14 protein-coding genes and 2 tRNA genes are annotated in these 17,907 nt (G+C 65.8%); 4 read left to right on the top strand and 12 right to left on the bottom strand.

From position 1 onward, the window contains the following. Window positions 1-5: 5 nt before the first annotated feature. Window positions 6-572, bottom strand: a complete 567-nt coding sequence (greB, locus tag BLU54_RS20620) for a transcription elongation factor GreB (protein WP_091912559.1) — start codon at window positions 570-572, stop codon at window positions 6-8. A 112-nt stretch (window positions 573-684) separates the two neighbouring features. Here greB and BLU54_RS20615 point away from each other — a divergent pair. Beyond that, window positions 685-761 (top strand) — tRNA-Arg (locus BLU54_RS20615). 1,111 nt (window positions 762-1,872) lie between these two features. On the opposite strand, the gene BLU54_RS20605 is transcribed toward BLU54_RS20615, so the two are convergent. The 9 genes from BLU54_RS20605 to pepN form a co-directional block, all read right to left on the bottom strand. Then, window positions 1,873-3,030 (bottom strand): porin, encoded by a 1,158-nt coding sequence (locus tag BLU54_RS20605; protein ID WP_091912555.1) that lies wholly within the window; start codon window positions 3,028-3,030, stop codon window positions 1,873-1,875. Window positions 3,031-3,257: 227 nt separating this feature from the next. After that, window positions 3,258-3,380, bottom strand: coding sequence for a hypothetical protein (locus BLU54_RS24415; RefSeq protein WP_268874552.1), 123 nt, complete (start codon window positions 3,378-3,380; stop codon window positions 3,258-3,260). Window positions 3,381-3,395: 15 nt separating this feature from the next. Beyond that, the gene (locus BLU54_RS20600) at window positions 3,396-3,659 is read right to left on the bottom strand and encodes a hypothetical protein (RefSeq protein WP_091912553.1); all 264 of its coding nucleotides are present in this window, start codon (window positions 3,657-3,659) and stop codon (window positions 3,396-3,398) included. A 123-nt stretch (window positions 3,660-3,782) separates the two neighbouring features. After that, window positions 3,783-4,376, bottom strand: coding sequence for a chorismate mutase (locus tag BLU54_RS20595; RefSeq protein ID WP_091912551.1), 594 nt, complete (start codon window positions 4,374-4,376; stop codon window positions 3,783-3,785). A 117-nt stretch (window positions 4,377-4,493) separates the two neighbouring features. Continuing rightward, window positions 4,494-4,643: a hypothetical protein gene (locus tag BLU54_RS23880; RefSeq protein WP_170845249.1), complete on the bottom strand. Its 150-nt coding sequence runs from the start codon at window positions 4,641-4,643 to the stop codon at window positions 4,494-4,496. A gap of 1,009 nt (window positions 4,644-5,652) precedes the next feature. Then, window positions 5,653-5,728, bottom strand: a tRNA-Thr gene (locus BLU54_RS20590). A gap of 91 nt (window positions 5,729-5,819) precedes the next feature. Then, window positions 5,820-6,833 (bottom strand): class 1 fructose-bisphosphatase, encoded by a 1,014-nt coding sequence (locus BLU54_RS20585; protein WP_091912549.1) that lies wholly within the window; start codon window positions 6,831-6,833, stop codon window positions 5,820-5,822. 252 nt (window positions 6,834-7,085) lie between these two features. Continuing rightward, window positions 7,086-8,009, bottom strand: a complete 924-nt coding sequence (locus BLU54_RS20580; protein ID WP_091912547.1) for a LysR family transcriptional regulator — start codon at window positions 8,007-8,009, stop codon at window positions 7,086-7,088. Window positions 8,010-8,016: 7 nt separating this feature from the next. Beyond that, window positions 8,017-10,701 (bottom strand): aminopeptidase N, encoded by a 2,685-nt coding sequence (gene pepN / locus BLU54_RS20575; RefSeq protein WP_091912545.1) that lies wholly within the window; start codon window positions 10,699-10,701, stop codon window positions 8,017-8,019. Between the two features lie 283 nt (window positions 10,702-10,984). Here pepN and BLU54_RS20570 point away from each other — a divergent pair, with 283 nt between their 5' ends. Then, window positions 10,985-11,674 carry a DUF4136 domain-containing protein gene (locus BLU54_RS20570; RefSeq protein ID WP_091912542.1) on the top strand — a complete coding sequence of 230 codons (690 nt, stop codon included), beginning with the start codon at window positions 10,985-10,987 and terminating at the stop codon, window positions 11,672-11,674. 395 nt (window positions 11,675-12,069) lie between these two features. On the opposite strand, the gene xdhC is transcribed toward BLU54_RS20570, so the two are convergent. Both xdhC and BLU54_RS20560 read right to left on the bottom strand, forming a co-directional pair. Continuing rightward, window positions 12,070-13,008 (bottom strand): xanthine dehydrogenase accessory protein XdhC, encoded by a 939-nt coding sequence (gene xdhC / locus BLU54_RS20565; protein WP_091912540.1) that lies wholly within the window; start codon window positions 13,006-13,008, stop codon window positions 12,070-12,072. Window positions 13,009-13,015: 7 nt separating this feature from the next. After that, window positions 13,016-13,546, bottom strand: coding sequence for a disulfide bond formation protein B (locus BLU54_RS20560; protein WP_091912538.1), 531 nt, complete (start codon window positions 13,544-13,546; stop codon window positions 13,016-13,018). 528 nt (window positions 13,547-14,074) lie between these two features. Between BLU54_RS20560 and BLU54_RS20555 the strand changes: the two genes are divergently transcribed. Both BLU54_RS20555 and BLU54_RS20550 read left to right on the top strand, forming a co-directional pair. Then, the gene (locus BLU54_RS20555; protein ID WP_091912536.1) at window positions 14,075-15,841 is read left to right on the top strand and encodes a cation:proton antiporter; all 1,767 of its coding nucleotides are present in this window, start codon (window positions 14,075-14,077) and stop codon (window positions 15,839-15,841) included. Between the two features lie 410 nt (window positions 15,842-16,251). Continuing rightward, complete coding sequence (locus BLU54_RS20550) at window positions 16,252-17,517, top strand: gamma-glutamyl-gamma-aminobutyrate hydrolase family protein (protein ID WP_407919447.1); 1,266 nt, start codon at window positions 16,252-16,254, stop codon at window positions 17,515-17,517. Window positions 17,518-17,907: the final 390 nt, after the last annotated feature.

Raw genomic sequence — 17,907 nt, 5'->3', positions numbered from 1 at the left:
CGCGTTCAATGTCCGTCGCGCGGCGGATAGTGAACGTCGACGATGTCCAGGTGATCGAGACCCGCCGGGGTTTGCAGACTGACCGTGTCGCCGATGCGCGCCTTCGTCAGCGCCCGCGCGACCGGTGATACCCAACTGATCCTGCCATTCTCGAGGTCGACCTCGTCGACGCCGACGATGGTCACCCGATGCGCCTGCCTTGCGCCGTCTTCGTAGTCGACAGTCGCCCCGAAGAACACCTGGTCGACGTTCTCCTGCAGGCTGCTGTCGACGACTTCCGCAAGGTCCAGGCGCCGCGTCAGGAAGCGGATGCGGCGATCGATCTCGCGCAGGCGCCGCTTGCCGTAGATGTAGTCGCCATTTTCGGAACGGTCGCCATTGGAAGCAGCCCACGACACCAGCTTGACCACTTGCGGACGCTCGACGTCGATCAACGTCAGCAATTCGTCCTTCAGGCGGCGGTAGCCGTCGGGCGTGATGTAATTTTTGGCGCCGGGCGGGATGGGCGGCGCGCCCGCGTCGAGATCATCGTCGTCGTCGCGATCGCTCTCCTTGACGAAAGCTTTGTTCATGGCGGAAACAGCGTGCAAAAGAGATAGCCTACCCGATCGTCGCCATAAATTTTTTTTGCGAAAAAGACTTCCCTTTTTCTGGAACTCCGCTATAATTCTTTTCTCTAGACGTGCGGGTGTAGCTCAGTTGGATAGAGTACTTGGCTACGAACCAAGGGGTCGTGGGTTCGAATCCTGCCACCCGCACCATCTATTCGGGGCTGACAAGGTTTTCCTTGTCAGCCCTTTTCTTTTGGTGCTTGCGCAGTCGTCCTTGGCTGCTTCGCGCTGGCGCTTCATTCCGCACCCGGCGTTCTTCCCCGGCAGTTTCCCCAGCGTTCCCCTCCAGCAGTCCGGCTCAGCGCTCTTCGGTCACAGTCTGGTCATAGCGTCCGTTCGCTCACTCGCTTTCTGCCTTTGCCTCGGCAGGCCATCGTTGCAGGGTGGGGCAACCGGGTAGGGCGGCGATTGCGCAACGATCCCACAGGTTCAGGCTGGTGCGCCAGTGCACCCACATCAAGCTGGGCGGCGTTGCCGCGCGGTGCCGTCTCTGCACGGCGATTGACACGCGCCAGCCAAGCCAACGAACACCGACGAATACCGGTGACGCGTCCGGTATTGGCGGACATGCATCTCTGCGTCGAACGAAGGGATTGGCCAGTACGACCTCAGTCCCTTGACCCGTACTGGCCAATGCGTGCTGATCAACGCATGCTGGCCGACGCGTGCGTGAAATCGGTCCGGTCTGCAGCCACCCGGTCCGACCGAGGCAAGGTCACGAATCTCTCGACGGAGCGCGAATCACTAGTGTCGGCTTGACGATCGATCTCATCAGGTGGCGCTGGCCGCGGTACGCGTCCACGCCTCGCTGATGACGCAAGGCATCGCCGGCAAGCTGCTTGCCGGGCGGGTTTGGCTTCCCGCTCCCTTGCTTGTCCGGCAGGACGGCCAGCGATCGTCAACAGGGGGCAGACAGATGTGCCTGGCTGCTTGGCGCTGGCTGGCTATCTGCGCGATGATCATACGGGCCGGACGGGCCGGACGTGGCGAGGCGTAAGCGCACGCGGCAGCTGTCGCCGACCGGAGCGCGACGGTGGTGGACCTCAAGCTGGCTTGCGCGGACTTGGTTGGCAGCCGCTCAAGGCTTCCCGCGCACGCGTGCCGCAGGGAACGGCAACGCTACGATGCGTCGGGCGTTGTGTGCGACGCGTTTGCTCTGCAACGCGCTTTCTTTGCCACGAATCACGCGCGCAAAAAAAACGCCTCCAAACGGAGGCGTTTCGCACGTGCCGCCGACCAAGCGGCGGCAGTGAGTCGATGCTTAGAAGCGGTGACGCACGCCGGCGGTCACGGCAACTTGGCGATCGGTCGACGACTGGCCGACACCGTAGATGCCAGCGCCGCCGAACACGTCGTCGCCGCTCAGGCGCTGATACACGCCTTGCAGGTACACGTCGGTGCGCTTCGACAGCGAGTACGCGGTCATCAGGCTGACGGTGTGGAACTTCGGCTTGTACTGGCCGCCGTCCGTGCCCGACACGCCGCTCGCACGACCGTCGGTGTAGGTGTACTGACCCGACACGTTCCAAGCCGGCGTCAGGTTGTAGCGGGCGTTGACTTCGTAGTTGTTGAAGCGCAGGTCGTTCGCCGTGAAGCCGGTGTAGGTGGCCGAACCAGCCGAGCCCACCACGCCGTCGTCGTAGCGGCTTTGCGTGAACACGAAGCCGACTTGAGCCGGGCCGAACGCGTAGTTCAGGCCAGCGCCCCAGGTGCGTTGACGCGTGCCGGTCAGCGGTGCATCACCGTAGACGGCGCCCGACGTGTTCAGGCCGGTCAGGCTGTTGTTGCGTTGCAGGTAACCCGCGGCGATGTTGAAGCCAGCGAAGTTATACGACGCACCAGCGCTCCACGAGCGGTTGTTCGCGAACTCCGAGGTATTCGAGAAGCCGTACTGGCCGCCAAAGCGGAAGCCGTTGTAGTTGGCGCTCGTGTACTTGATCGAGTTGTTGACGCGGAACGAGTTGTCCAGGTTGTCGTTGTCGAACGGGTGAGCAGCGTACGTACCGCCGTAGCCCGTACCGGTCAGCGACAGCGGGCCGAGGAAGTCGACCACGGAGTCATACTGGCGACCCAGGGTCACTTGGCCGTACTGGTTGCTCGACAGACCGACAAACGCTTGACGACCGAACATGCGGCCATTTTGGCCGTTCGTGCCGTTCATGATGTTGAAGCCATTCTCCAACACGAAGATCGCCTTCAGGCCGCCGCCCAGATCTTCCGTACCACGCAGGCCCCAACGGCTACCGTTGATGTTGCCGCTCGTGGCCGCCCAGCGGGCGCCCGATCCGGTCGCGCTGCGAACGTTGTTCGAATACGTGAAACCGGCGTCGATCAGGCCGTACAGGGTCACGCTGCTTTGTGCGTGCGCAACGCTGGCGAACAGGCCAGTGACGGCTGCGACGACGAGAGTCTTTTTCATGCTTTCTCACTCCACTAGAAGACGGATTCTTGGCCCGTCGGCGGCGCTGGACTGCTGTGCGGCGCTTCCGGTTCTTTACAAGACAGGCAGAGTGTAAAGACGGGTAACGGCGTGGCCCATTACGCGGGCCGAAACGGTTAATTGCGCGCTTCGCAATAAAACGGTTGTTTGTCGCAAACTGCTGATTTTCCTGCGTTAATTTTTGTTACACGGCTAGCGCAAGCAATTCAATCTGGCAAGCGTTGCGATTTGCCGACGCTCGTGGCGTTGTGGGCGAGCAACAAAGCGTTGCTCCGGCCATCGCCGCCCAGCGCGTGGGCGAAAAAAAACCCGCCGGTGGCGGGTTTCATTCGAGCACAGCGCGTTCAGGCGCTGAACTTCCGTCTCGGTCCGTAGCCGTCGATGCTCACCTCCGGCTCGCAGTCGTGGCACTCCGCGGTGTCGTTCCACTCTTCCATCGCGTAGCGTCGCGCGTCCATCGGACTGGCGAGCACATTCTGCCAGCGGTCACCGTGCAGATAGCGTTGTACTTCGGCCGGCGAGTCGACGTGATACATACGCGTTTCGGACAGATTCGCCCGGAATGCCTCGGCCAGGTGGCTCAGCGCCTTGTTCAATCCGTTGGCCATCACGCCCTCCTGTTTTGAATAGCTCTATCGCTTCAATTTAGGAGAGACACAGATTGTTACAATGAGCGTTAACCCGGAATCGGCCTTTTTGGGACGTTGTGCGTGGTCTGCCGAACGGCAGAATCAGCCGAGCGCCGACATGCCTCCGCGTTTGCAAACATGCTGAAGGGCGCGATCTAGTGCCGCCGCCTGCTCGCTGTCGAGCGTGACCATGCGGGTACGCCAGTTCTGCACCGTTTCGCGAAGCTGGCTGGTGCAGTCAGGCGCGCCGCTGATCGCTTCGATGCGGGCCAGTCCCGCGAGCATGGCCTGGGACACCCGGTTGATCTCATTGCGCGCACTGACGAGCGCATCTGCACCGACGGGCGCGGGCGACTGCAGGCGCCATTGCGCGAACCGCGCGTTCTGCAACAGCTTGCTCGCTTCTATTTGATCGCGGAAGAACGCCTCCGCTTGGTCGGCATCGACGCCGTACATCGGTGCCGCGCGACGCATGTCGGCGATCAGTTGCGTCTCACGCGCCGCATCGGTGGCCGGCAGTTTCTTCTGCCATTTGTACTTCGCGATCGGTTCGGCTTGCGCAAGGCGTTGCGACGCTAGCGCGACGATGTTGATCAGCGCCGTGTTGTCCACTGCATGCGCCTGCCACGGCGCGAGCGCCAGCGCGGCGGCAAGCCCGCATGAGAGGAGGGAACGGAGGGCGTTCTGGATCGGCATGGCAGAAATGGAAAAAGGCCTGGGGGTCAGCGACACCCGGGCCTTTCTATCATGTCCGCGCTTCGTACGAAAGACGAAGTCGCGCAACCTTGCGCCGCGACTGCGGCAGCGTCCAGCCTATTCCATCTTGGCGGACGCCAGCTGTTCATCGAGGAAGGCGCGCACGTGCTGCGGCAGATCCGCGTTCAAGAATTCGACAGCGACCGGCTCAGGGTCGGCGGACGAAACTTCGGACGCGGGCGGAACCTTCGTGTAGTCGATATCCATATGCACCTCCTTCAACGATCCAGACCATTATCGATACAAGGGCGACAATCGGCGAGCGGCAAGTTATCTCAAATCGTAACCGTGGTACGAAACGCACATGCCGCTGCGCGTTTAGCCCGCCATCTCGCCGGCAGCCATCGCACCGATGAAGCTTTGATTGAAGCGAAACGCGTGCCTGCGTTGGGGCTGGCGATGCGCGACAGATCGATCTCTGTACAGGAGACGCATCGTGGGCGCGCAGCAGATGGCGCTTGCCTTCCTGTCTGACCGGGACGTTAACAAGGCCGTGTGACAGACGCATTACTGCCATGCAAGCCTGTTGTTTCTGACGCGTGACTGTTATCGCTACCTAACATCCGGGGTCCGACATTCCGCCCGCCCGACAGTGTCTGCATCATCTGGCTACGGTGCGGTCGCCGTAGCCGCGTTCAAGGCGCCGCGCTCAGGGCGCCGTATCAAGGCGCCGTATCAAGGCGCCGCATCAGGGTGCCGCATCTCATCGACCGCATCGGGTCACATCAGGTCGCACCAATTGCATGTTGCGAGCGGGGCAACGAGCGGGCGCAGACGCATCGTCGCGAGGCAAGGGATGATGCCGATACCAGCGCATGGCGGAGCGCTCGCATCAGATGTTGCGAATGCCGGCACAGGCTGCAGCCGTGGCCCAACTGCCGACAGCCAACGGGGTGTGGGGATTTGCAGGCGCGACGCCATCGAGCCGCCAAGCGTTGCGGTCCGCAGAGCCGGAAACGCGGCGCATGAGGGTCGCCGTTCAACTACCGGCAAGGTTATGCGCAGTCGGTGCCGCGCATGGTGCGGCGCGGGTCGCGTGTCGAGCATGGATGATGCGCAGGCGTGGCTGTACGGGCGGCGGGCTCATGCGCGGGCCGTGTGGAGCGCGGGCCTTATGGAACGGGAGCCGTCGCGCGCCGCGATCGCTCGCAGCCGTCGGCCCGTCACACCCGGAAAAAAGAAAACCCGTGCAGCTTTCGCATACACGGGTTGATTCTGGTGCCGGAAAGAGGAATCGAACCCCCGACCTTCGCATTACGAATGCGCTGCTCTACCGTCTGAGCTATTCCGGCAAGACAATCATTATAGGATGGTCGATCCGGTTTTGCCAAGCGGTGGCCGAAGAAAATGTTCTCAACCTCGATTGGCGTTGCGTTGGTCCACTCAGCCAGCGTTCGAGTCTGCGTGATAACCGGTTACCCGTTCCACCTCGTTCTTGGAGCCGAGGAACACCGCGACGCGCTCGTGGATCTGCTGCGGCTGGATGTCCAGAATCCGTTCGGTGCCATTGGTGGCCTTGCCGCCGGCTTGCTCGACCAGGAAGGCCATCGGGTTGGCTTCATACATCAGGCGCAGCTTGCCGGGTTTCGACGGATCGCGCTTGTCGGCCGGATACATGAAGATGCCGCCACGGCACAGGATGCGATGCACGTCGGTGACCATCGCCGCAATCCAGCGCATATTGAAGTTCTTCTGGCGCGGGCCGTCCTTGCCGGCCACCAGTTCATCGATGTAGCGCGTGACCGGCGGGTACCAGTGGCGTGCGTTCGACGCGTTGATTGCATATTCCGCCGTGTCCTCCGGAATGCGCATGTCCGGCTGCGTCAGCACCCAGGAACCCATCTCGCGGTCGAGCGTGAAGCAGTTTACGCCGTTGCCCGTGGTCAGCACCAGCACCGTCTGCGGACCGTAGATGGCATAGCCGGCCGCGACCTGCTTCGAACCCGGCTGCAGGAACGATTGCGCCGTGGTGTCGGCGCCGTCGGGCGAGCGGAGGACCGAGAAGATGGTGCCGATCGACACGTTGACGTCGATGTTGGACGAGCCGTCCAGCGGATCGAACAGCAACAGGTATTCGCCTTTCGGATAGGTCGACGGGATCGGATGGATCTCTTCTAGTTCCTCCGAAGCCATCGCGGCGAGATTGCCACCCCACTCGTTGGCTTCGAGCAGGATCTCGTTCGAGATCACGTCGAGCTTCTTCTGCACCTCGCCCTGCACGTTTTCGCTGCCCGCCGAGCCCAGCACGCCACCGAGGGCGCCCTTGCTGACGTGATAGCTGATCGCCTTGCAAGCGCGTGCGACGACTTCGATCAGGAGCCGGAGGTCGGCCGGGATGGTGTTGTTCTCACGCTGCTGTTCAATCAGGTACTGCGTGAGGGTCTTGCGTCGCTGCATCGACGGGTCTCCGAGGGTTTAAATAGAAGTCTGTGCCGATTCTACCTCTTGGCCGCGTCGCCGATCGTGGCCTGGCGAGCGCTGCGCCGGGCAGTCACCGCTGAAACCGCGCTTCAGCGGCTTCCGGGGCGGTGGCAAGGCATCGATCGGCACGCTTCGGGCGTGCCGCCGACACGCTGCCTGAAGGTGGCAGCGTGCTTCTGATGGTGCGTTCGGCGCACCATCAGAAGCGCCCGCCACGCCACCAGCGGTTCAGAGCAGATCGATGCCTGGCAGCGTGGCGAGGCAGGTTTCCCGCATCACGGCGACGAAGTCCGCCACGAACGGCCTCTGCGTGAACGAAGGCAGCGTTGCCGCATACAGTTCGCCGACCAGCGGCGGATCGCCGATCGGTCGCGCGCTGACGTAGCCGCGCTCCAGATAGGGCGCCACGGCCCACAGCGGCAAGGCGGCCAGGCCGCGCCGGCTCGCCACCAATTGCAGGATGGCGATCGTCAGTTCGGCGGTGCGCCGCTTCGGCGCGACGCCGGCCGGTGTCAGCACCTGCCGGAGCACGTCAAGCATCTCGTCGGGCACCGGATAGGTGATCAGTGTCTCGTCGCGGAAATCCGCTGCGGCCAGCCGGTCGCGGACCAGCAGTGGATGGTCGTTCGCCAGCAGGCCGACGATCTGGAAGCGGAACAACGGGTGGTAGTCGACCGCTTCGTCGGGGTCGGGCACCGCGATGATCGCGAGGTCGGCGCGGTCTTCATGCAGCAGGCCGATCGAATCCGGATGGAAGCCCGACACGATATCCAGGTCGACGTCTGGCCAGCGTTGTCTGAACGCGTCCATCGACGGCATCAGCCAGTCGAAACAGGTATGGCATTCCACCGTGATGCGCAGGCTGCCGCCAGCACCGGCAGCCAACCGCGCAATGTCGCGCTCGGCTTCCTCGGCTGCCGGGATGACTGTCTCCGCCAGTTCCAGCAGGCGTTTGCCTGCCGGCGTGAAGCGCAATGGCGACGACTTGCGCACGAACAGCGCGCAGCCAAAGAACGACTCCAGGGCCTTGATCTGGTGCGACAGCGCCGACTGCGTCAGGCACAGGCCCTGGGCCGCGCGCGACAGGCTACCGGTGCTGCGCAGCATGCGCAGCGTATGCAGGTGACGAAGCTCGAGCGGAGTGCGCATCAGCCCCGGTTCAGCCCAGCGCCTTGCCGACCACTTCGCGCACGTCGCGCGACCGGGCGCCGGCCATCACCCGTTGCAGGGCCGCCTCCATGCCGTCGCGCAGCGTCGGGACATACTTGCGCCAGCGCTCCAGCACGCGTGCGAGCCGGGCCGCGACCTGCGGATTGAGCGCGTCGAGCGCCAGAACCTGTTCCGCCCAGAACGCATAGCCCGACGCGTCGGCGGCATGGAACGCGGCCGGGTTGCCGGCGCAGAAGCTGAAAATCAGCGAGCGCGCGCGGTTCGGGTTCTTCAGGTTGAAGGCGGGATGCGTGAACAGGCGACGGACCGTGTCGATGGTGCGCGCCGCGCCGTCCGGCTGCATCGCCTGCAGCGCGAACCATTTGTCGATCACCAGCGGTTCGTGCTCGAAGCGGCGGTAGAAGTCCTGCAACGCGTCCTGCGCCGCGGTGCCGCCGATGCGCGCCAGAGCGCCCAGCGCACTGAAGCGGTCGGTCATGTTGTCGGCTTCGCGATACTGCGTCTCGGCAAGCGTCGCCGCCGCGGCATCGGGCAATTCCGCGAGATAGCCCAGCGCGAGATTCCTCAGCGCGCGTCGGCCGGCATCTACCGCCGTCGGACGGTACGGTCCATCGGTGCGATGCGCTTCGTAGATGCGCTGCCAGAGCGCGGCGTGCGCTTCGGCCAGGCGTCCCCGCATTTGCGTGCGCGCCGCGTGGACCGCGCCCGGGTCGGCCTCGATCATCTGTTCGGCCAGAAACGTCTCCGAGGGCAGAGTCAGCGCCTGCTCCCTGAACGCCGGCGCGAGGGTGTCGTCGGCCAGCACCTTGCCGAACGCGTCGACCACCGTCTCGCTCAGACGCGCCTGACCACCGGCGCTCAGCGTCTGGGCCATCTCGAGCAGCGCGCGCGTGGCCAGTCGCTGGCCTGCTTCCCAGCGGTTGAACGCGTCGCTGTCATGGGCCAGCAGAAAGGCCAGCGCGGCGTCGTCGTATTCGTAGTCGACGATGACCGGCGCGGAAAAGTGACGCAGCAGTGACGGTGTCGGCGTCGCTCCGTCGATCGGCAGTCCGACAAATTCAAAGGTCTGTTCCGCCCCGGTCAGCGCAAGCACGCGGGTGGTGGCCGCGGCCGACTCCGGCTCGTCGTTGAGACGCAAGGGCAGGTCGCGGCCGGCCGCGTCCAGCAGGCCTACCGCGAACGGAATCAGCAACGGGTCGGCCGGCGTGTCGCTGCGGCGGTCCTCCGCGTAGTGCTGGCGCAGGGTCAGGCGATAACGGCCCGCCGCCGCATCGTAGGCGGTCTCCACGGCCACCCGCGGCGTGCCCGCCTGGCTGTACCAACGTTCGAACTGGGCGAGGTCGGCGCCATTGGCGTCGGCCATCGCCTGACGGAAGTCGTCGCACGTGACGGCCTGACCGTCGTGACGCTGGAAGTACAGGTCCATGCCGCGCCGGAAACCGTCACGGCCGAACAGCGTCTGGTACATCCGCACCACTTCGGCGCCTTTCTCGTACACCGTCACGGTGTAGAAGTTGTTGATCTCCGCATAGCTTTCCGGGCGCACCGGATGGGCCATCGGGCCCGCGTCCTCGGCGAACTGCGTCTGCCGCAGCATGCGCACGTCCTCGATGCGCTTGACCGCGACGGCGCTGGCCGCCTGTGCGGCGTCGCCCTCGCCGGCGGCCATGTCGGCCGAGAACTCCTGGTCGCGGAACACGGTCAGGCCTTCCTTCAGGCTGAGCTGGAACCAGTCGCGGCAAGTCACCCGATTGCCGGTCCAGTTATGGAAGTACTCGTGGCCGACGACGGCCTCGACATTCGCGAAATCGGTGTCTGTGGCGGTCTGCTGGTCGGCCAGCACATACTTCGTATTGAAGATGTTGAGGCCCTTGTTCTCCATCGCGCCCATGTTGAAGTCGCCGACCGCGACGATCATGAAGCGGTCGAGATCGAGGGGCAGACCGTAGCGCCGCTCGTCCCAGCGAATCGACGCGATCAACGAATCCATCGCATGCCGGGTCTTCGGCAGGTCTTGCGGCTCGACCCAGACCTGCAGGAGCTTCGGCGTGCCATCGGCGATCTGGATCGTTTCCTCCAGCGCGACCAGCTTGCCCGCGACCAGCGCGAACAGATAGCTCGGCTTCGCGAACGGGTCGACCCACTTCGCGTAATGGCGTCCGTCGGGGAGCGGGCCCGATTCGACCAGGTTGCCGTTCGACAGCAGCACCGGATACGCTTCCTTGTCGGCGGCGAGCGTCACCGTGTAGGTCGCCATCACGTCCGGGCGATCCAGGAAGTAGGTGATCTTGCGGAAACCCTCGGCCTCGCACTGCGTGAAGAAGTTGCCGTTCGACACGTAGAGGCCCATCAGCGAGCTGTTGGCCGCCGGATCGCAGTGCGTCGTGACGGTCAGTTCGAAGCTGGCGCGACCCGCGGCGACGCGCAGGCGGCCATCCGCATCGCTGGCCTCGGCGGCCACGCCGTCGAGCGTGACGGCTTCGAGTTGCAGTCCTTCGCCGAGCAATTCAAGCGGCGTGTCCGCCGGGACGCCGTCGCGTCGTACGATGCGCATCGTGTTGCGCACCACGGTGCGGTGCGGATCGAGGTCGAAATGCAGGTCGACCGTTTCGATCCGGTACGGCGGCGGCATGTAGTCGCGGCGGTGGATGACGGTGGGCGCGTTGTCTGACATGGCCGATAATGTTCGAGTGTCGTTGGGCGGGCGAACCGGCCGGCATCTGAAGGCCGCGTCCGCTTCGCGCAGAGAGGTCCATTGTACTGAAGCGCCGGGAGCGGCATCGGTGCGACGGTTCGTGGAACGCCGCGCGGTTTTCGCGGTCGAAGCTGACTTGCAGGCGCCGCGTTGTCCGGTAGTGTTGCGTGCAGCGTGCCCGGCCGGGTGAGGAGGCCAGGGCGCACTGTACCCAGGCCGACCCGCCGCGACCCGGCATGACGCAACAACTTGAGAAAACGTGATGAGAGTCAGAGCAGGAATCGCCGCATTGACGCTGGCCTTGCTGAGCGGCTGCGCCAGCTATGTGACGAGCGACGTCACCGCGTTCCAGAACTGGTCGGCGGGCGATGCCGACAAGCGTTTCGCGTTCGATCCGCGTCAGTCGAACGATCTGGAGACCAACACCTATCAACGCCTGGTGCAGGAAGAGCTGTCGCCGCATGGCTTCCGCCTGACCCCGCTGGCGGAGGCCGCCTATCTCGTCACGTTGTCCTACGGAACCCGGCCGACGACCGTGATGGTGCCGCAGGTCGTGTCCAGTCCGTGGGGGCCGCCGATCGGCTGGGGTCCATGGGGCGGCTGGGGTCCGCGACCCTTCGGCTGGGGGCCGTGGGGCGGCTGGGGTCCGCCGGTCATCGATACGCCTTACCCGGCGACCGATGCGTTTCTCACCGTCAAGATCAGCCAACAGAACGATGGCCGCGAGGTCTACCGCGTCACGGCGCGGCACGTCGGCGACGATGGCAGCCTGCCACGCCTGATGCCCTACCTGGTGCGCAGCGCGCTGGGCGACTTCCCGCTGCCGAACGGTACGGTTCGCGAAGTGCGCATCGACCGCCAGAAGAACGCTGGCGTCGTCAACGAGGTAGTGCCCGCCGGCACTGCGGCGGCAGGCAACGCGAACGAACGGCTGGTCAGCCCCGCGCGTTGAGCGGCGCCCGGCCTCGGCTTGCAACGGGCATCGTGTGCCCGTGGTGGCCCGTGCGGGCTGCGCGACGAGCGGGGTGCAGGCGGCACGGGCGCGATGTTGGTCCGATGCCGTTTTTATCGCGCGCTGATGATGCCCCGATGCTGCCCGGATGCAGCCTCGATGCCGCTCCGATGCCGAGTGACGATGATTGGCTGGCGACGGCCGATCGGCACAGGGCGCCGAAGGCATGCGGCGGCGGGCATGCGACTGACGATGCGATGGCCAGGCCGCACAGGCCAGGGTGCGTGGCCCAGGGTGCGTGGCCCGTGTGGCGCATTCGTAGGCGTGCGGTGGGAAGCACGGCGAACGATGGCGGTGCCGATCAGGGTAAGCCGAACGAGGCCGGCGACGGCGGCTCAGCCCGCGTTGCGCAGCGCGTCGCGCGCGCGCAGCAGTTGCGCCGCGACTGAGATGGCCATCACGGCCGGGGCGCCGTCGGCGATGCCCGCAATGCCGGCCGATTCGGCCAGCGGCGCAAGGCGACCCGGGTCGATGCCGGCGCTGGCCAGCTGCATTTCGCAGCGTCGCCGCTTCGCGGGCGTACCCAACACTGCCACGAAGGCGGCGTCGCCGCGACGCAGGATTGGATCCAGCAATGCGACGTCGAGCGGTTCGCTGTCCGTGGCAAGCAGATAGAACGCGTCGGCGGGTGCGTCGCCGATCGCCTGCATGGGCTTCGATGCCGGCTGCACATTGGGCGGCAGGTCCGGCACCGTAGGGGCAACATCGTCGACCCATACCGCCTTGAACGGCAACGGGGCGAGCAGGCCGACAAGCGCGCGTGCCACCGGGCCGGCGCCCACGATGTAGAGTGGCTGGCTGTCGTCGACGATCGTTTCGGTGAGCAGCGGCCCGGCGTCCCACAGCAGGCAATCGGCGCGGCGGCGCTCGGCATCGCTGATCAGCACCGGCGCGGTCGGGTCGCCGAAGCCGACCGTCCGCACGCTGGCGGTGCCGACCGCCGCGCGTTTGGCCAGGCGGCTGACCCAGGGCAGGTCCGCGACGCTGAGTCGTTCGAACGCCAATACCGCGGCGCTGCCCGGACTGGCGTCGTCGAGCCCGAAACGTTGCAGGAGGCGTGGGGTGTCGCCGTCGCGCAGCATCTGTCTGGCGATTTCGACGGCGCGGACTTCGAGCCCGCCGCCGCCGATGCTGCCGACGAGCCGGTCCCTGGCGACGATCATCTTGGTGCCGGCGTGCCGAGGCGCGTCGCCTTCCGCGCGGGCGACCGTCAGCAGCACGGCCGCGTCGCCGTGGGCGAGCAGCGCCTGAAGTTCACCGAGCCAGCCGATCATCGGTGCCTCAGGCGCGCATCGCACCGGCGCGGCGCCGGGCGAGCAGGTTGGACAGGACGGCCGCGGCGGCGACGACGAACGCGATCAACGACCAGGTCGGCAGCGAAAGGCCGAGCAGTGGCGGATACAGGGTCTCGCACAGGCCCGCTGTGCGAAACAGCGTCGGCAGCCACTGCGCGGGCGGCAAGCCGTCGACCAGCGGCTGCAGGGTGTCGAAGCCGCAACTGAACGACGGGTGCGATTGCACCCAGACGTGGCGCGCGGCAATGCCAATGCCGGCCAGCGCCGAGAGCAGCGTGAGGACCTTGAACGCGATGCGTACGCCGCCCGCCCGGCTGGCCGCGGTCGCGAACGCGAAGATCGCGATCAGCAGGAACGCATAGCGTTGCATGATGCACAGCGGGCAGGGATCCTCGCCTTTCGCGAGCTGCAGATACACCGCGCCGGCGACAAGCGCGACGCATACGATGCCGAGCAAGGCATAAAGATGCGCATCACGCGGTTTCGGGTCGGTCAGTCGGAAAGACGTGGAAGGCATGTCGAATCGATCGGTGATTGAGTGGCACGCAGGCGCCGGCCGATGCGGTGTGCGAAGCGAGACCGTCCGGGGCGTCGGCGCGGCGACGCGGTGCATCCCGCCGATTGTAGCCGCGTCTCGCGCCTGTCTGGGCGACTGCGCGCGAACGCCGCACGGTGGGCGGGGGCAAGCGGCACGAGCGGCACGAGCAGCACGAGCAGCACGAGCGGTGTGACGCCAGGCGCGGCAGCACGGCTGGCCGACACGCAGGCGGGGGCGAGTGGAGAACGGGCCAGCGGCAGCGGCGTGGGCCGGCTGCTCAGATCAGCGACGCGGTCGTCCGGATCGGCAGCGGCAAGCCGATCGGGCCGCATCCCGGCGGTCATGCGCACGCGACGGCCTGGGACGGCGCGCGGTATCGCGCGGTCGCACCGCATTGCAATGCGCCACTGGCGGTGCGGCGAATTTGGGCGAAAGGCGTCGCCGTGATATTTTCAGGAACCTTACGGTGGCGCCCGGCCCACCGGCAGCAACAGGAGATTGTGTGCAATGCATCACGCGGCCGGTTTCATCCAGGATCTGGCAGTCATCATGGCGCTCGCGGGCGTCGTGACGGTCCTCTTTCACCGCTTCAAACAGCCGGTCGTGCTCGGGTATATCGTCGCGGGCGTCATCATCGGCCCGCATACCCCGCCGTTCGAGTTGATCAGCAACGAGGAGACGATCTCGACGCTGGGCGAACTCGGCGTGGTGTTCCTGCTGTTCTCGCTCGGTCTGGAGTTCAGCCTCAAGAAACTGTTCCGGGTCGGCGCCACCGCGCTGGTCGCGGCCTTCGTCGAGATCGTCGTGATGCTTGGCATTGGCTACGGCATCGGCCATGCGTTCGGTTGGTCGGCGATGGATTCGCTGTTCCTCGGCGCCATGCTGGCCATCTCGTCGACGACCATCATTGTCAAGGCGCTCGACGAGCTCAAGCTGAAGCGCGAGCGCTTCGCCCAGCTGATCTTCGGTATCTTGATCGTCGAGGACATCCTGGCCATCGCGATGATCGCGCTGCTGTCCGGCATAGCCGGCAGCGGCTCGGTCGACACGGCCGCCGTTCTGATAACGCTGGCGAAGCTCGCGCTGTTCATGACGGTGTCGCTGGTGGTCGGCGTGTTGGTGGTGCCGCGTCTGCTCGATTACGTGGCGCGCTTCAACAGCCAGGAGATGCTGCTGATCGCCGTGCTCGGCCTGTGTTTCGGTTTCTGCCTGCTGGTCATCAAGCTCGACTACAGCGTCGCGCTGGGGGCCTTCCTGATCGGCGCGATCATCGCCGAATCGCGGCAACTGCATGCGATCGAGCGATTGATCGAGCCGGTTCGCGACATGTTCAGTGCGATCTTCTTCGTCACCATCGGGCTGATGCTGGATCCGACCGTCCTTGGCCGCTACGCGGTGCCGATCCTGGTGATCTCGGTCGCGGTGATCGTCGGCAAGATCGTCAGTTGCAGCGTCAGCGCCTTTGTCTCGGGGCAGGATGCGCGCACCTCGATGCGCGTCGGCATGGGGCTGGCGCAGATCGGCGAGTTCTCGTTCATCATCGCCGCGCTGGGCCTGTCGCTGAAAGTGACCAGCGACTTCCTCTACCCGATCGCCGTCGCGGTCTCCGCGCTGACGACGCTCACCACGCCCTATCTGATCCGCGGCGCCGACCCGTTCACGCGTCGGCTGGCGGCTGCGATGCCGCCCTGGCTCGCCGGGCTGTTCGGCGCCTATACGAACTGGGTGCAAAGCCTGGGCAAGGGCGGCGACGCATCGATCGTGCTGGGCATGGTGCGGCGCATCGTGCTGCAGGTGGCGATCAACCTGGCCATCGTCGCCGCGATCTTCATCGTGATTTCGTATTTCGCGGCGCCGCTGGAGCGGCTGCTCAGTCCATGGCTGGACACTGTGCGCGCACGGCAGGCAGTGCTGTGGGGCGGTGCGCTGGTGATGGCGATGCCGTTTCTCGTCGCGGTGTATCGCAAGGTGAAGTCGCTGAGCCTGCTGCTGGCCGAGGTCAGTGTCCAGCCGGCGTTCACCGGCCGCTTCACCGCGCAGATCAGACGGACCCTGGCCGAATTGATTCCGGCGGCCGCGATGTTTGGCGTGTTCGTGCTGGTGGCGGCGCTCAGCGGTGCGATCCTGCCGCCGACCGACCTGTTGATCGCGGTTTTGCTCGCCGCGGCGATCCTGCTGACCCTGGCCTGGCGATGGTTCGTCCGCCTGCACGCTCGCCTGCAGATCGCGCTGAACGAAACCCTCGACCGGGGCGACGACCGGCTCGGTCACTGAGCGCGGTCCGAGCGGGGCTTCAGCGCCGCCGAGCGCGGCCTGCTTGCTCGCCACCCGATGGCGCCCGGCATGCGAGCTGATGGCGGTCCGATCATGACCGCGGCCATCGGCCATCGGCCACGCTGCGGCTTGGATCAGCTGCAGCGGGCTTTTTTGGCTGTCGGTTTGGCTGTGGCCGTGGCTTCGCTGATAATGGGACGACCCTCATCAGTCGGCCAGGAGGCCTTTTCGTGATGGACGAGACGCATCCGGGTGCATCGCCGCAACGTGCAACGACGGACACCGCCCCAGCCGCGCCGTCCCTCACCGCGGTCGACCGCCCGTCGTCCATCACCGCCGTGCCGCCAGGTCCCGCCGTCGATCCCGCGGCTGCGGCGGCGCGCGAGGACCTCGACGATACGCTGCAGTCGATGCCGGCTGGCGACGCCGTTGTCGCTCTGGTTGCGCCAGCCGGGGGGGGCGTTACATCCGCTTCCCCCACGCCCGCCACGCCCGCCACGCCCGCCACGCCCGCAGTGTCCGCAGTGTCGATTTCCGCCGTTCCGGCCAATGCCTCTGTTCCTGCCCCCGCCGGTGTCCGCACGGTAGGCGGCAGTTCGGATGGCCTGCCAGCCGAAGCGTCGGCGCTGCCGCGGGACGCGGAGGTGGGCGCGTCTGCCGCAAGCGGGGCTGCGGCAAGCGGGGCTGCGGCAAGCGGGGCTGCGGCAAGCGGGGCTGCGGCAAGCGGCGGGGCGCCGTCCGGACCGGCGCCATATGGTGATGGCGCCGGCGACTTCGATCCGTCCGGGCCGTCGCAGCCGGCCTACCTGCATCGCAGCGATACCCCGTGGTCCATCCTCGGACGGATCTTCAAGGCACGCACGCGTGCGTTGTTCCACCGGGCAGGGCAGCGCATCACCCAGCGGACGCTGCACATCGGCGTCTCGGCGCGGATCTTCCACCCGGAGCCGGATGGCGTTGGCCTGCGCGGCAAGACGCTTCAATATCTGGAAGAGTCGATCGCGCACTGGATCATGTCGCGTGATGTGATCGTGTTCATGATCCCGACCGTGGCTCAACAGGGGATGCTGCATTACAGCAACATCCGCTTGCGCGACTATGCAAGTCATCTTGACGCACTGGTCCTGCAGGGCGGTGCCGACGTCTCGCCCCAGTCGTATTCGCTGCAGACGACGCGCCCGGAATGGCCCGGCGATCGCGTGCGCGACATGTACGAGCTGGAACTGCTGCATGCGTTCGTCGAGGCCGGCAAACCGGTGTTAGGCGTGTGCCGGGGCTGCCAGTTGATCAATGTGGCGTTCGGCGGGACGCTCTACCAGGACATCGTCAGCGATGTGCCCGAGGCGCAGCCGCACGTCGCCGACAGCTACGACCGGCATCGCCATGCAATCACTTTCCCGACCGGCTCGTCGCTCGCGGGCATGTTCGGCGGCGTGGAACGGGCGATGGTCAACTCGATTCATCACCAGGCCGTGCGCACGTTTGGCCCGGACGTGAGCGTCGAAGCGCGCTCGAGCGACGATGGCATCGTCGAGGCGATTCGGTATCGGAAGGCGCCGTTCGTGGTGGGCGTGCAATGGCATCCCGAGTTCCATCGGGCCGGCGGTGAAGAGTTGCTCGACTGCACGCCGCTCCTCGATCACTTCCTGCGCGCGGCGCGCGAGACCCGCTTCTAGCACCGGACCCAGACCGGATCAGGCAGACGCGTATCGAGTACGTGCCGAGCAGGCGGCTGCGGCTCATCGACCGGCATGCGCCCGGCCCGGCCGGCGGTGTCGGCGCCGCTTCACTGTCGGACGGCTCTCGCTGGCTTGGTGGCCAGCGCGCTTTACGAGGCTGCGCGGCAGGCTGCCAATCTGCCAGTGTTCGGCATCGGTTCAGGAGGTCGCGACGTGGCATGCGCCTCGCGCTTGGTATTGCTTGTTCGGAGCATAAGCTCCGGCAATGGCACGGGCTGGATGCCGCGCAGTCGGCGCGCAACACCTTTCAATCTACTTTCGAAGAAGAAGCGGAAAGTTCTCGTCGTCATGCCGCCAGTAAGCGACAAGCAGCCGACCCGGCGCCGC

Source organism: Chitinasiproducens palmae (genome assembly GCF_900095735.1).
GTDB lineage: Bacteria > Pseudomonadota > Gammaproteobacteria > Burkholderiales > Burkholderiaceae > Chitinasiproducens > Chitinasiproducens palmae.
The sequence above is the reverse complement of the archived record's forward strand: the minus strand, read 5'-3'. Positions and strand labels throughout refer to the sequence as shown.

Coding starts and splice junctions, on each gene's coding strand:
- greB (WP_091912559.1), bottom strand. CDS start 572: ATGAACAAAGCTTTCGTCAAGGAGAGCGATCGCGACGACGACGATGAT.
- xdhC (WP_091912540.1), bottom strand. CDS start 13,008: ATGATCGGCTGGCTCGGTGAACTTCAGGCGCTGCTCGCCCACGGCGAC.
- BLU54_RS20605 (WP_091912555.1), bottom strand. CDS start 3,030: ATGAAAAAGACTCTCGTCGTCGCAGCCGTCACTGGCCTGTTCGCCAGC.
- BLU54_RS20600 (WP_091912553.1), bottom strand. CDS start 3,659: ATGGCCAACGGATTGAACAAGGCGCTGAGCCACCTGGCCGAGGCATTC.
- BLU54_RS23880 (WP_170845249.1), bottom strand. CDS start 4,643: ATGGATATCGACTACACGAAGGTTCCGCCCGCGTCCGAAGTTTCGTCC.
- BLU54_RS20560 (WP_091912538.1), bottom strand. CDS start 13,546: ATGCCTTCCACGTCTTTCCGACTGACCGACCCGAAACCGCGTGATGCG.
- BLU54_RS20585 (WP_091912549.1), bottom strand. CDS start 6,833: ATGCAGCGACGCAAGACCCTCACGCAGTACCTGATTGAACAGCAGCGT.
- BLU54_RS20555 (WP_091912536.1), top strand. CDS start 14,075: ATGCATCACGCGGCCGGTTTCATCCAGGATCTGGCAGTCATCATGGCG.
- pepN (WP_091912545.1), bottom strand. CDS start 10,701: ATGTCAGACAACGCGCCCACCGTCATCCACCGCCGCGACTACATGCCG.
- BLU54_RS20550 (WP_407919447.1), top strand. CDS start 16,252: ATGCCGGCTGGCGACGCCGTTGTCGCTCTGGTTGCGCCAGCCGGGGGG.
- BLU54_RS20570 (WP_091912542.1), top strand. CDS start 10,985: ATGAGAGTCAGAGCAGGAATCGCCGCATTGACGCTGGCCTTGCTGAGC.
- BLU54_RS24415 (WP_268874552.1), bottom strand. CDS start 3,380: ATGAAACCCGCCACCGGCGGGTTTTTTTTCGCCCACGCGCTGGGCGGC.
- BLU54_RS20595 (WP_091912551.1), bottom strand. CDS start 4,376: ATGCCGATCCAGAACGCCCTCCGTTCCCTCCTCTCATGCGGGCTTGCC.